Here is a 14,113-nt window from a genome sequence, read left to right on the forward strand (position 1 = left end):
AGAAAAACCCGTTACCATGACGCATTCCAAGATATTACGTTCCTCCCTGTTTTTGCTGGCGCTGGGTTTCTCTTCCCAGTTTGCCGTTGCGCAAAAAGGAGAGATTGAAAGCCAGACCTACGAAATTTTAAAGGATAAAAGCATAGAATTTGCCCCGGCTGACCGGGTTTTTGACAAGGTACAGCCTGTGAAGGGCGAAACCGGCAAAAAAAAGGTATCGTACCAGATTGTTGATCCGGAAATCAATATTGCTTCCCCGAAACTAACCCCGGCAGTAGCTGCGTCGTCGGACGAGCAGAGCCGCAAGGACGAGCCCGATGTGCTGAACAACTACGTGAAAGCGGGTGGCGGTAATTACGGTCGTTTCCTGGGCGAGTTATTTGTGGGGGGGAGGCCGAAGGAGGACCTCGCGTATACCGTACAGTTGAAGCATCTTTCGGCAGCCAACGGACCGGTAGACGGTAAAAACTCGGCTAGTGCAGCCACTGGTTTCAAAATTGGCGGGAAATATATCCGTGAGAAATATAAAGTCGATGCAGGCTTCAATTTCGACCGCAAAAACTATTACTTCTATGGCTACAAGCCCCAGCCCGATGGTGTGGTAGTGGACCGTGACACGATCCGGCAGACGCTCAACCAGTTCGGGTTCAATCTGGGCTTTGAAAACACCGACGCTTCCGTACTGGTAGATTACTCCGTGAAAACGAGCCTGAACAGCCTGAAAGACCGCTACAATGCATCGGAAATAGACTGGGGGACTAACCTGACAGCCTCTGTGCCTATTTCGGAAACGTTCTTTGCATTGTTGGAAGCCGATGCCTACGTGTCACAGCGTGTCGATTACTTCACTTATAACCGTAACCTGTTCCGTGTTAAACCCACGTTCAAGTATGTGAACGACATCTTCTCTGTTTCGGCAGGTATTAATGCTGTTAACGAGACCGATAGCCAGCTGGATATTAACCGGACGAAGGCGTTTCCGGCCGTGAATCTCGATGTAACCCCTATTTCAGGCGTGCACATTTTTGCGGGCTGGAATGGCGATATCGTACGGAATACCCTGAAGAGTATGCTGAGCGAAAACCAATGGCTTGGACCCAACGCACTTGTGATGAATACCGAAAAAACTTCGGATATCAGTGCAGGTGTTAAAGGCGAGACCGGTACGGGCATTAACTACGAGGGCAAAGTGGCCTACACTTCCTACCGGAATTTTTACTCTTATAACAACTCGCTCTCGGACACCTCTCGTTTCTCGGCGATTTTCGATCCGGGTAAGACCAAGGTGTTGACGATTTCCGCCCAGGCCGGTTATAATTTTAATGAGTTGTTCAAAACATCGTTAAAGGCCAATTTTTTCGACTACGCCGTGGATAAGGTGGAAGAACCGTGGCACCGCCCGGACCTTACTTTGAACTGGTTCAATGCCCTTACCATCAGCAAAAAGCTCTTTGTAACGGCAGATTTTTATATGCTGAGAGGCTTGAAAGCGAAAAATTTTCAGACCGGAGAAGTGACCAAACTACCGGTGATAGCGGATTTGAATCTTAAAATCGACTATCTGTTAACCAGGAACTTCTCTGCATTTGTGAACCTGAACAACGTGTTGGGCAAGAACTACCAGCGGTATCAGTACTACCCTCAGCAGGGCCTGAACTTTATTGCGGGATTGTCTTTTTCTTTTTAACTTCGCTCAGTTAACACCAAACTTTGCTTCATGATAGCAGTCGAAACAGTCATCCGGAAACTCATAGGAGAATACGAATTCGTGATCATTCCCGGCTTCGGTGCCTTGCTCTCGCATCAGGTACCGGCGGTTTATGATGGTAATTCGGGTATTTTCACGCCGCCTGTCAAAAGACTGGCGTTTAACGAGTATCTGAAACTGGATGATGGCTTGCTGGCGAATTATATCTCGCGTCACGAGAAAGTGACGCATGCGGATGCGGTGGAGTACATCAAAGGCTATACCGATCGGCTGAGATCCGGTCTCGATCTGAACGGGGAAGCGAGCATTGCAGGCATTGGCGAGTTCAGGCAGAATGTAGAAGGCAAGCTGGTATTCGAACCTAACACTGGTAAGTACTTTAAAGATGAGTGGTACGGCTTCGAGAAGATCAAGTCGGTTATGGCACAGGCTCGTCCGGTTGCTGCATTAAATTCAGCACAATATATCAATGACGACGTTGAAGTGGTTGAACTGGAAACCGAAGCGCGGCCGCGTCGCTGGACGGGCTGGGCTGCCGCAGCGGTTATCGCAGGCCTACTTTGCGGATTGAGCTATTTTCTGGTTAATACAGAGAACGAATATATCAAAAGCACGCTGAACCCATTCTCGGAGATGTTCAGCCATAAAGGCGCGGCTGAAACGACGGTAGTGAAGCATGAGGAAGCTGAGGCGCCGCAACCGGCGCCGGTAACGGAAGCAGTCGTCGCAAAAGTAGATTCGATGCCTGTTGATTCTGCTTCTGCAAAGGTTGAGCCAGTGGCTGCCGCACCGGCGCCTGCTGTTGCTGAAACAAAACCTGTGGAGATAACTTCGGCGAAGTTTTATGTGATAGCCGGGGCGTTCAAGGGCACAAAACAAGCAAATGTCTTGCTTGCTGAGCTAACAAAAAAGGGTTTTACAAAAGCATTAATCATTCCCGGCAATGAGCGGAGCAAAAAGGTAAAGGTTGCCATCGATGGCTTTGACAATGAAACCGATGCTTATCGTGCTTCGAACGAACTGAAAAAAGTGATTGGCGAAGCAGGTTGGGTTTACAAGCAAAAATAGGGTTCTTAACCTGGAAATACAGAAAGGAGGTCAGTTGGCCTCCTTTTTTTGTTGCATACGTTTTTTACTACTTTTACGTTTTCCGAAAGAAAACCCATTTTTTGATAAATGATCACATTACAGGCAGAAGACCGGCAACGAATCGCAATTTCATGGGCGTGGTCCTTTGGGATTACCGCGGCTATGCTGGGCATATTCTTTTTCATCCGTCTTAGCTCATCACTTCCGAAAGTCGAACCCATGGAATTGTTCGTTGAAGTGAACTATGGTACCAGCAAAGTCGGTAGAGGGGACGTGCAAACATACAATAAGCCCAACGACAGCAAGGTAAGAGAGAACATGAAAGCGGATGCGGAAGAAGTCAAAAAGGTGAAATCGGTAGCTACACCGAAGCCGACACCTCCTACACCGCCTAAAATAGAGTCGCCAAAGCCCACAAAAACCGTCGCTGAGAAGCCTGCGATCACTTCGAAGGTAGAGAGCCCGGTGGAGGCTCCGGAGAAGACTGACGTGAAAAAATCGACAGGCAGTGAAAATGCATCGGCACCTGTGTCAAAACCTGCTCCTGAAAAGGCCGTTAATAAAGACGCATTGTTCAGCAAATCGTCCGGCGCCAAATCGGGAAGCAATGGAACAAACGGCACGAAAACCGGCATCGGAGGCAACAACAATGGTGACGATGCGGAAGGTGTGGGCGATAAGGGATCCAAAACCGGTAGCCTTTTTGCCAAAACTTATAAAGGTGAAGGCGGCGGTGGCGGAACGAATGTGGGACTTAATCTGTCGGGCTGGAGCTGGTCCAGAAGGCCGGTCGTAGATGATAATTCGGATGCGACGGGCGATATTACTTTCAAAATTACGGTCGACAGAAATGGTCGCGTGAAGAGCGTAATTACCCAGGCAACAACTGTCACGGATTACGCGGTAGTCAACAAATATAAAAACGCCGTCAGAGACCTCACTTTCGTTCCGAAGTCGGCTAATGTACCGGACGAATCGATTGGTACCATCACTTTTAAAATACGTTCACGTTAATACTTAAATGACATACCAGGAAACGATCGGATATCTGTACGACAGATTACCGGTTTTTCAGAATATCGGGGCCCGTGCTTTCAAGCCGGGCCTTCATACTACCAAGGAACTGTGTAAAGCTCTGGGTGATCCGCAGGACAAATATCCCACCATACATGTCGCCGGCACGAACGGCAAGGGAAGCACATCGCATATGCTGGCGGCGATCCTGCAAGAATCGGGATACCGGGTGGGGCTGTATACTTCGCCTCATTTAAAGGACTTTCGTGAGCGCATACGGGTAAATGGCGTGTGTGTACCCGAGGAATTTATTATTGAATTTGTCGCCGGACAAAAATTTAACATTGATAGATTGTCTCCGTCGTTCTTTGAAGTGACTGTGGCGATGGCCTTTTCCTATTTTGAGAAGGCTCATGTGGATGTCGCGGTGATCGAGGTCGGTATGGGCGGCCGGCTGGATTCGACGAATGTGATCACGCCAGAACTGTCGGTTATTACCAATATTAGTTTCGATCATATGCAATTCCTGGGCGACACGTTGGGCAAAATTGCCGGCGAAAAAGCCGGGATTATCAAAAACAGGGTGCCGGTAGTAGTCAGTGAATACCAAAATGCAGAGATCGGTGATGTGATTACCGCAGCTGCCGAGGCGGCAAATGCGCCGTTGAGGTTTGCATCGAATGCATTTGAGGTGAAGGTTAACGACTTCTCAGAAGGTAAAATGCTTGTCGACGTGATAGAGAAGGCTTCTGGACGTACCGTTTCGAAAGGCCTGGCTACCGACCTGACCGGTTCGTACCAGTTGAATAACATCGCCGGGGTATGGGCTGCCAAAGATGTGCTCATTGCAAAAGGCTGGAAAATTACGGACGATGCCGTAAGAAGTGCGCTGCAATCCGTGAGGGCAATCACCGGGCTGAAAGGACGCTGGCAGCAGTTACGCCAAAATCCTGACGTTTATTGTGATACGGCGCACAATACGGCCGGCCTGACCATGACTTTGGCGCAATTTGAAACGGTTTGCAAGGGAAGGAAGCGGTTTGTGGTCGGTTTTGTCGGCGACAAGGACATTTCGACGATGTTGTCGCTTTTTCCAAAGGACGCGGATTATTACTTCTGCGCGCCTTCCAATATGCGGGCATTAAAGGCGGAAGAATTGCAGTCCACGGCGCTCGAACACGGTTTGATTGGGAAGACCTTCGGAAATGTGAACGAAGCGCTTGAAGAGGCTATCAAGGATTCCGCGCCGACAGATGCAATTTACGTTGGCGGTAGTACCTTTGTAGTCGCAGATATTGAAAGTTTATAGAGCATACAAGTATAATGGCAAGAAGAAAGTTACATCATTACAGGTTCAGTGAGCAGGCAGAGAATGTAGTTCAGGCGGGAAAACCACTTTACTCGGAAATAAAAGGAAATTGGAATAAACTGTATTTTAATAACGAAAGCCCGATTGTAGCGGAACTGGCGTGCGGTAAGGGAGAATACACGATCGGATTAGGCAAGAAATTCCCGGAAAAGAACTTTATCGGCGTCGATATCAAAGGCGACCGGATCGCTCGGGGCAGCGCATTGGCCACGGAACAGAACTTATCGAACGTCGCTTTCCTCCGGGCAGGCATTCAATATTCGGAAGAGTTTTTCGGGGAAGGTGAATTGAGCGAAATATGGCTCATTCATCCCGACCCGCAGGTGCGGGACCGCAACGAGAAGTATCGGCTCACCAATCCCAGTTTTCTGGCCAAATATGCGTCGTTTTTGAAAGAGGGAGGCATGTTCTTTCTCAAAACAGACAGTGATTTCTTGTACGAGTACACTCTTCATACACTCGCTGATGCGTCTAATTTCCGCATTATTGAACATACGTACGACTTGTATCAGTCGCATTTGCTGGACGAGCATCACGGCGTTCGCACGCATTATGAAGGTATTTTCACGGCGAAGGGATATACCATCAAATACATTAAAGCGGAGCTTGTCTAAAAGGATCTATAAAGAAAAACGGCCCGTTCCGACAAATGCTGGAACGGGCCGTTTTTGTATTAAAGTATGTTATTACTTCTGGATCAAGCCAGCGAAGTAGTAAACGGTTCTTACAAGCTGAGACACGTAAGACATTTCGTTGTCATACCATGAAACAGTTCTAACAAGCTGAACGTCACCTACTTTCTGAACGCGGGTCTGCGTTGCATCGAACAGTGAGCCGTAGTTGATACCGATGATATCGCTGCTGACGATTTCGTCTTCTGTATAGCCGTAGCTTTCGTTAGCGGCAGCTTTCATAGCAGCATTGATCTCTTCTACGGTAGTTTCGCGGCCTAGAACAACGGTCAATTCAGTCAATGAACCAGTTAATGTAGGAACGCGCTGAGCAGAGCCATCCAGCTTACCTTTCAATGAAGGCAATACGAGACCGATTGCTTTTGCAGCACCAGTGCTGTTAGGTACGATATTCTGAGCAGCAGCTCTCGCTCTTCTCAAATCACCTTTTGGGTGTGGAGCATCCTGCGTGTTCTGGTCGTTGGTATAAGCGTGGATGGTTGTCATCAAGCCGTTTACGATACCAAATTTCTCTTCCAGGACCTGCGCCATTGGAGCAAGACAGTTTGTAGTACAGGAAGCACCGCTGATAATCGTTTCAGAACCATCAAGGATGTTATGGTTAACGTTGAAAACGATTGTTTTGAGGTCGCCGGTAGCGGGAGCGGAGATAACCACTTTTTTAGCACCCGCTTTGATGTGTGCGCTCGCAGATTCTGCGCTGGTAAAGAAACCAGTACATTCAAGAACTACATCAACATCGTGCTGTGCCCAGGGAATTTGTGAAGGGTCACGTTGCGCATAGATCACGATGTTTTCGCCATTTACAACAACTGAGTTGTCAGTAGACTTAACGTCCGCGTCGAAACGTCCTTGTGCTGTATCGTATTTGAGAAGGTGTGCTAACACTTTTGGACTTGTCAAATCATTGATGGCTACGATGTCGATGCCCTCCATGTTATAGATTTGACGGTAAACAAGGCGACCGATGCGGCCAAATCCGTTGATTGCAACTTTTACTTTTGACATATCGAGGTAGATTGGTTATTTCAGCCGCAATATTAATAAAAATGTATGCGGATGAAAAGTATTGGACAGAAATATAAGAAACTAGGCAATTGAATGGTTGATTGATATTGAATTTAGCAAATTAGCGCGAAAATCCCCGTATTTTAGTAAAATACTTTGTCTCATTTACTAAAACAGATGGCAATTCGAGGTTACTCTACTTTTTACTTATCCCTTTGATCCTGCACTAATAACCTATTATATTGCATTGCGGTTCCGCCCAACTTAGCTATTTCTCTCGCGTTTAACTCTGGTAATTGAATGCAAATACTATTTACTGCTATATGATATAACTGTTTGATAACCAACGTATTAAATACTTTTTATTAACTCTATACTTTAACATGAATTTTACCGAACAAATTGAAAATTACTGGGCAAACCGGGAATTATTAAAAGAAGAATCAGCAAAGAATTTTATTCGCGATATTATTGAGGAGGTAGACAAAGGAAGATTGCGCGTGGCCGAACCGGATGCTAATGGGGGATGGATCGTTAATGAAGCGCTAAAAAAAGCGATTATTCTATACTTCCCAATTCAACAAATGCACGTTAGCGAAGTTGGCATTTTCGAATACCACGATAAAATGAAACTAAAATCGGGTTACGAGCAACTTGGCGTGAGGGTAGTGCCGCCGGCTGTGGCCAGATATGGTGCCTATATTTCAAAAGGGGTTGTACTAATGCCGTCGTATGTGAACATCGGTGCCTACATCGACGAAGGTACAATGGTCGACACCTGGGCGACTGTCGGGAGTTGCGCGCAGATCGGCAAGAATGTCCACCTCAGCGGCGGAGTAGGAATAGGAGGGGTGCTCGAACCGGTTCAAGCGGCTCCCGTTATCATCGAAGATGGCGCATTCATTGGCTCACGTTGTATCGTTGTAGAAGGTGCCCGCGTTGGAAAAAGAGCCGTTTTAGGCGCAGGAGTAACGATTACAGGAAGCTCTAAAATCATTGACGTGACCGGCAGCGAACCCGTAGAATATAAAGGATATGTACCAGAAGACTCCGTAGTGATCCCCGGAACACTACCCAAAGAGTTTGCCGCGGGGACCTATCATGTACCTTGTGCATTGATCATCGGTAAGCGTAAACCGAGCACAGACCTTAAAACTTCCCTCAACGACGCACTGCGTGACAATAGCGTAGCAGTGTAGTTCTCCGGAAGGAGATCCGAATATCGAAATCTGAGTGCGGCATGAACCATCGTGTCGCACTTATTTTTTTTCAATCTAACTATTTACAAGTATATACCCAACCTCATAACTTTCGATTTATATTTAGCAATTATGATAATTTAATTTATTAAACAATAATATTTTCATTAATTTACATAAATGCACTTGTTAGTTAGATTTTGTAGTTTATATTTGTAACATCAATTACAGGCTACGATATGGACCTCACTGAAAAGATTAAACAGATACTGATTGACAAAAATATCACCCCTTCGCTTTTTGCCGATGAGATAGGGATACAGCGATCCAGTATGTCGCATATACTTGCTGGTAGGAATAAGCCGAGTCTGGATATGGTGCAGAAAATTGTTAAGCGCTTTCCGGACCTGGGCATCAATTGGATCCTGGATGACGAACCACTGCCGGTAACGGCCCCCGCGGCGATTCACGAACCCGCCTTAGAATCGCGTAAAAAAACAGTCCCTGCTCCACAGCCCACACAGCCGAATGTCGTTAAGGAAAAGCCGGTTATTTTACCGGAGAAAAAGATCGAAAAAGTGCTTATTTTTTACTCTGATGGCACTTTTCAGGAATTTAAACAAGGATAGTAAAACGCGAATACAAATTTCAATAATCCGCAAGAGCAACTCTCCGCGCTCATTTCAGGCTCATGTTCGCTTTGGTGCCGGTCGACGGCATCGAAAATTCGGACGTATCACTATCACCGTCACTTCACTGCCAAAGGAAGCACCGACTCTACAACTGTGTCTCACCAGTTTAAGGTGCTGTTAATTTCCTACTGCCGGGTCAACGATAATTTAATTGTGTCCTGCTCACAATTTTGATAGCATACCGGACAGCACAGGATAGTATGGAATTCAAATACCGATACTATTGCGAAATGATATAATTCAAATCATTAATTGTACATATCAAACATAAAAATTGATATGTACTTCAAGGTCAAACATTCTGTCTCCCGGCAATATGTTTGAATTTTATTATTCCGTTCCGGCCACTCCGGCCAATATGTTCCACTTAAAGCGGCTGCCTATGGAAAGACCCAAAGTATAAACCCCATTTTACTTATTTAATTACTATTCCAATCCTGAACGTATGAATCAATCTCGACAATTAAGATTCAATACCAGGCTGCGTCCGCTGCGAAAGCTGATGCTGGGCCAGGTATTGTTCGGTGTTGCACTTGCTGGCGTCTACCACGCCCCGGCTGCGGCAGCCCTAACGAAGAACCCGGTTCTGGTGACCGTCGACCGGTCACTAGGTGGGAAAGTTACCGACGAAAATGGTGCCGGGCTCCCGGGGGTAAGCATCATTGTGAAAGGTTCCAGTACCGGGACCGTAACGGATACCGAAGGCCGTTACTCCATCAATGTACCCGAGACAGGCAGTCCTGTTTTAGTTTTCTCTTTTGTCGGGTACGTACCAAAAGAGATTACAGTGGGAAATCAGACGTCTTTGGACGTTCAATTAGCCGTGGACAACAAAGCTTTGGAAGAAGTAGTGGTGGTGGGTTATGGTACCCAACGCAAGCGCGACATTACTTCTGCCGTATCCAATATTAACATCGAAGACATCGGGGAAGTCCCCAAGTCCAACGTCACACGGATGATCCAGGGACAAGCGCCAGGGGTGATCATCAAACAGAAGAGCGGTACGCCGGGCCAGCAATTCGAGGTGAAGGTACGGGGCATCAGCTCCCTCGGGGCTGGCAGCGACCCGTTGTATGTCATCGACGGGTTCCCTGTGGGCATCTCGGTAGGCCAAAACCTGAATCCCAACGATATTGAAACTATTACCGTTTTGAAAGACGCTGCTTCAACCGCCATTTACGGCGCACGCGGTTCCAATGGCGTGGTACTGATTACGACGAAATCGGCCAAGGAAGGCAAAACAAATCTAAACGTTTCCATCGACTATGGCGTGCAGAATGTTCCGGATTCCAGAAAAACCAAAGTGCTGAACGGCAAGGACTTCGCACAGTTCAAGAAAGAGGTATTCATCGGCCGCTTCGTGCTGGATAAGAAAAGACAGCCCACCAATGAAGAAATACCGATCGACTTCCGCAATCCGGAGGACACCAAGTATTCAACCAACTGGTTTGACCTGATTTTGCACAACAATGCGCCTTATACGGACGTAAACGTGTCGCTATCGTCAGGAAAAGGACCGATCAAATCGATGGTTTCGATAGGCTATTATAAAGAGGACGGTGCGCTGAAATACACCGATTACGACCGTGCGTCAGTCCGCACCAACCTGGCCGGGGACATCAACAAATACATTTCAATGGGTGTCAACATCGCCGGAAGCTACTCGCGGTCAAGCCTCGCAGCGACGGATGGCCGCAGCGCATTGGTGGGCCTCACGCTCATCAGCGACCCGCGGTATCCTGCCTATGATCAGAAGGGCGAGCTGATCCCGTATTACAATGGGGTAGGTGATATTTTCGGCTTTCCGAATCCGTTATACTTGCTGAAAAACATCGACCGAGACCGGAACATCGCCGATGTGCTCGCAAACGGCTATATTGATTTCAACATTGCCAAGGGACTGAAATTCAGAACGTCCGTCAATGCAAAGATCAACTACAACAAATACAAGGAATACGTGCCCTCGACGATCGGCCTGGCAATCGCCACGGGGTCTAATGGTGCGCCTCCCCGTCTTGCCACTGAGCGCGACGACGCCGAAGAGCTCAAAAACTACACGGCTGATCAGCTGCTTACCTACAATGTTAATTTCGGGGAAAATCACCACCTGGATGCAATGCTGGGTTACACCGCGCAACAGGAGGTCGTAAAAGGACTGTATGGTTCGGGTAATACGTTCCCTGACGACCTTGCGCCGTTCCTGGGCAACGCCACCATCCGCTCTTCATTTTCCATGGAGCGCAAATGGACAATGCTGGCCTACCTGGCCCGCTTAAACTACTCGTTCAAAGATCGTTATCTATTCTCGGCATCATTCCGCAGGGAGGGCAGCTCACGGTTCAGTGAAGGGCACCAGTTCGGCAACTTCCCGGCGGTATCCGTAGGTTGGAGACTTTCAGAGGAATCATTTATTCCAAAAATGGCGTGGCTGACCGACCTGAAAGTACGTGGAAGCTGGGGAATGACGGGCAATAATACCTACCAGGTGAGCGCCAATAATAACTTCGGTACTGCACAGAACGCCGGTGACGACGGTAACTACGCCAGCCTCGCGTTCCTGACTTTGAACAATTATGTCTTCAACAACTCATTATCGATCGGCAAGACAGTAAACCGCTTCGCCAACCCGGAGCTGACCTGGGAAAAATCCAATCAGTTGAACATCGGGCTTGACCTGGCAACTTTTAACAACCGTCTCGTATTTACTGCCGAGTACTACAAAAAAATCACGGATGACATGCTGCTGGGTTACAATATTCCGGCAGTTTCAGGCTTCACTTCGACCCTGAAAAATCTCGGTAAAGTCCAGAACCAGGGGGTGGAACTTGCGGCAAGCTATCGGATGAAAATCGGTCAGGTTAATTTCAGGACCAATGCGAACATCACTTTCAACCGGAGTAAGATCCTCGCCATCCGCGGGCAAAATGACTTTATTCTGCAGGGAAGCCAGTATGGCGGGTATAACATTCAGCAGGTAGGCCGGCCCATCGGTATGATTTTCGGTTACAAAAAGTTGGGAATCTTCAACACGCAGGCGGAGATCGATGCTTCTCCATTGCAGGAAGGCGCCGTGCCGGGCGCGATGAAATTCGCTGATTTGCATGGTGCTCCCGACGGCGGCCCCGACGGCATCGTTTCCTACGATACCAAAGATATGACCGAGATCGGTAACCCTAACCCAAAATTCAACTGGGGATGGACTGTCGGGATTGACTACAAGCGCTTCGATGTGAATGTATTGCTGATGGGCGCCCATAAATTCGACATTTACCGGAATATCGAAGCTTCGACGATGAATATGGATGGTGTTTTCAACGTGCTGGAAAAAGCGAAAGACCGGTGGCGGTCACCCGAAAACCCGGGTTCGAATCCTAATGCCAAGAATTCGCAGGGAGGTACCGACTACTTCAAATGGTCACGCGAAAGCAGCGAGCGGTATGTGTATGACGGAAGCCACACTTGGATTAAAAACGTCACAATCGGCTACACGCTTCCCAAAGTGGATGGCATTCTGTCCGACGCACGTATCTTCATTAACGCGGCCAACCTGCTACTCATCACGAAGTATCCGGGCAACAACCCCGATGCAGGTGTTCGCGGTGGAACGGAGCTCAACAACGATGACGAGTCGTATCCGGTACCCAGAACGTTCTCGGCAGGTATTAAAGTTAACTTCTAATAATGACGAAGATGAAAAAAGCAACGATACTCGGAATCGCTCTGGCTATGTGCCTGTCGTCATGCAGCGAAGATTTCCTCAACCAGACCGACCCTACGAAGGTAGAAGTCGATTTGTTTTATAAAAATGAAGAGCAGGTAAAACAGGCCGTCAGCGGCGTTTACAGCCAGATTCAGGCATTGACTAACACCGCCTATTTATTTGGTGAATTTCAAACGGACAATACAACCATTGACCTGAACCCTTCCGATCGCGGCGGGGCGGGCGGCTGGGAAGCATTTGAATTTGCGACTGTAAACTCAGGCAACGGCGAAATCGCCAACTTATGGAACGGTTACTACGCAGCCATGTACAACTGTAACCTGACGCTCGAAAAAATGGTAAACGCCACGATGAGCGAAAATAGCCGTAAGGAGGCCGAAGGACAACTCAAATTCCTGCGTGCCTACATGTACTTCAACCTGGTCCAGTATTTCGGCGATGTTATCATCGTCACTTCCACGCTGGAAATTCCCGACCCCGCATTTGAACTTGTACGATCGCCTCAGGCCGACGTATGGGCGCAAATCGAGAAAGACCTGAAAGAAGCGGCCGCCGCTCTTCCTGCGAAATATGCTGCCGCGGGCGATCTGGGCCGTGCTACGAAAGGGGCTGCATTGAGTCTACTGGGCAAGTCCTACCTGACGCAGAAAAAGTACGCCGACGCGATCACGACGCTGAAAGAGGTAACGACGCTCGGATATGCGTTGAATGCGAACTATGCCGACAACTATAACATCTCGAAGAAAAACGGCATAGAATCGATCTTCGAAATCCAGTACCAGGGTGATAACGACCTCGGCGAGTGGAGCAATTTCGAATATGTCTTTGCACCAAGGGTTTCGAAAGGGGCGGTGACGGGCTTCGCGGCGGGATCAAACGGCGGCCGTAATATTCCCACCAACGACATTATGGCGGCTTATGAAAAAGGGGACTTGAGGAAAGATATCTCTCTGAGACCTAATTTCAAGCTGGATACAACCACCTATCAGGTGCCTTACATTGTCAAATACAACTACCCGCACACGATTGTAAACCGTACCAATTCCAATTGGCCGGTCATACGTTATGCCGATGTCCTGCTGATGCTGGCGGAATCGATCAACGAGCAATCCGGCCCGAATGCGGAAGCACTTGGCTACCTCAACCAGATCCGGAAACGCGCAGGCCTCGCGGATCTCGCGATCGCGGATAAAACGGCGTTTAGAACGGCTGTTTTGAAAGAACGCCGATTGGAGCTGGCATTCGAAAATCACCGCTGGTTTGATTTGAAAAGGACTAAAACACCTGCTGAATGGGCGGCCTTTATGAATGCACACGGTGCGCAGGAACGCGCGAAACCCACTGTGGCACGAGGAAACGTACCGTTTAACTCGACAGACTATGTCTACACCGAGAATGAGTACTTCCTGCCGCTACCGGCACCGCAAATTCTGATCAACCCGAAACTGACTCAGAATCCGGGCTATTGATCGATTGGAATGTTAACCTTGCACAGGAGGGACATTCAATATGTCTCTCCTGTTAAATTTTATAACTAATCCGTGAAACAGATCGTTATAACCTTAATAACCAATTTACTACATCAAATACATTTTATATAAACTTTTTCAGAAAATCATGA

10 protein-coding genes are annotated in these 14,113 nt (G+C 47.9%); 9 read left to right on the top strand and 1 reads right to left on the bottom strand.

Features of this window, described 5'->3' with window-relative positions; translation table 11 throughout:
• Positions 1–16 precede the first annotated feature (16 nt).
• The 5 genes from ACQ4MZ_RS21715 to trmB all read left to right on the top strand — a co-directional run bounded on the left by ACQ4MZ_RS21715 (position 17) and on the right by trmB (position 5,794).
• On the top strand, positions 17–1,687 hold the full coding sequence (locus tag ACQ4MZ_RS21715) for a TonB-dependent receptor (protein WP_430848413.1): 1,671 nt from the start codon (positions 17–19) through the stop codon (positions 1,685–1,687).
• A gap of 30 nt (positions 1,688–1,717) precedes the next feature.
• The gene (locus tag ACQ4MZ_RS21720) at positions 1,718–2,776 is read left to right on the top strand and encodes an SPOR domain-containing protein (protein ID WP_430848415.1); all 1,059 of its coding nucleotides are present in this window, start codon (positions 1,718–1,720) and stop codon (positions 2,774–2,776) included.
• A 108-nt stretch (positions 2,777–2,884) separates the two neighbouring features.
• Positions 2,885–3,811, top strand: coding sequence for a hypothetical protein (locus ACQ4MZ_RS21725; protein ID WP_430848417.1), 927 nt, complete (start codon positions 2,885–2,887; stop codon positions 3,809–3,811).
• 7 nt (positions 3,812–3,818) lie between these two features.
• The gene (locus ACQ4MZ_RS21730; RefSeq protein WP_430848419.1) at positions 3,819–5,120 is read left to right on the top strand and encodes a bifunctional folylpolyglutamate synthase/dihydrofolate synthase; all 1,302 of its coding nucleotides are present in this window, start codon (positions 3,819–3,821) and stop codon (positions 5,118–5,120) included.
• 14 nt (positions 5,121–5,134) lie between these two features.
• On the top strand, positions 5,135–5,794 hold the full coding sequence (gene trmB, locus ACQ4MZ_RS21735) for a tRNA (guanosine(46)-N7)-methyltransferase TrmB (RefSeq protein ID WP_430848421.1): 660 nt from the start codon (positions 5,135–5,137) through the stop codon (positions 5,792–5,794).
• A gap of 72 nt (positions 5,795–5,866) precedes the next feature.
• On the opposite strand, the gene gap is transcribed toward trmB, so the two are convergent.
• Positions 5,867–6,880, bottom strand: coding sequence for a type I glyceraldehyde-3-phosphate dehydrogenase (gene gap / locus ACQ4MZ_RS21740; protein WP_430848423.1), 1,014 nt, complete (start codon positions 6,878–6,880; stop codon positions 5,867–5,869).
• A gap of 383 nt (positions 6,881–7,263) precedes the next feature.
• On the opposite strand from gap, the gene ACQ4MZ_RS21745 reads away from it, so the two are divergent.
• The 4 genes from ACQ4MZ_RS21745 (at position 7,264) to ACQ4MZ_RS21760 (ending at position 13,961) form a co-directional block, all read left to right on the top strand.
• Positions 7,264–8,079, top strand: coding sequence for a 2,3,4,5-tetrahydropyridine-2,6-dicarboxylate N-succinyltransferase (locus ACQ4MZ_RS21745; RefSeq protein WP_223409647.1), 816 nt, complete (start codon positions 7,264–7,266; stop codon positions 8,077–8,079).
• A gap of 239 nt (positions 8,080–8,318) precedes the next feature.
• A complete protein-coding gene (locus tag ACQ4MZ_RS21750) occupies positions 8,319–8,708 on the top strand; it encodes a helix-turn-helix transcriptional regulator (RefSeq protein WP_430848425.1) in 390 nt (129 codons plus the stop codon).
• 508 nt (positions 8,709–9,216) lie between these two features.
• The gene (locus ACQ4MZ_RS21755) at positions 9,217–12,450 is read left to right on the top strand and encodes a SusC/RagA family TonB-linked outer membrane protein (RefSeq protein WP_430848427.1); all 3,234 of its coding nucleotides are present in this window, start codon (positions 9,217–9,219) and stop codon (positions 12,448–12,450) included.
• An 11-nt stretch (positions 12,451–12,461) separates the two neighbouring features.
• Positions 12,462–13,961 (top strand): RagB/SusD family nutrient uptake outer membrane protein, encoded by a 1,500-nt coding sequence (locus ACQ4MZ_RS21760; RefSeq protein ID WP_430848429.1) that lies wholly within the window; start codon positions 12,462–12,464, stop codon positions 13,959–13,961.
• Positions 13,962–14,113: the final 152 nt, after the last annotated feature.

Source organism: Dyadobacter sp. BHUBP1 (genome assembly GCF_050587785.1).
GTDB lineage: Bacteria > Bacteroidota > Bacteroidia > Cytophagales > Spirosomataceae > Dyadobacter.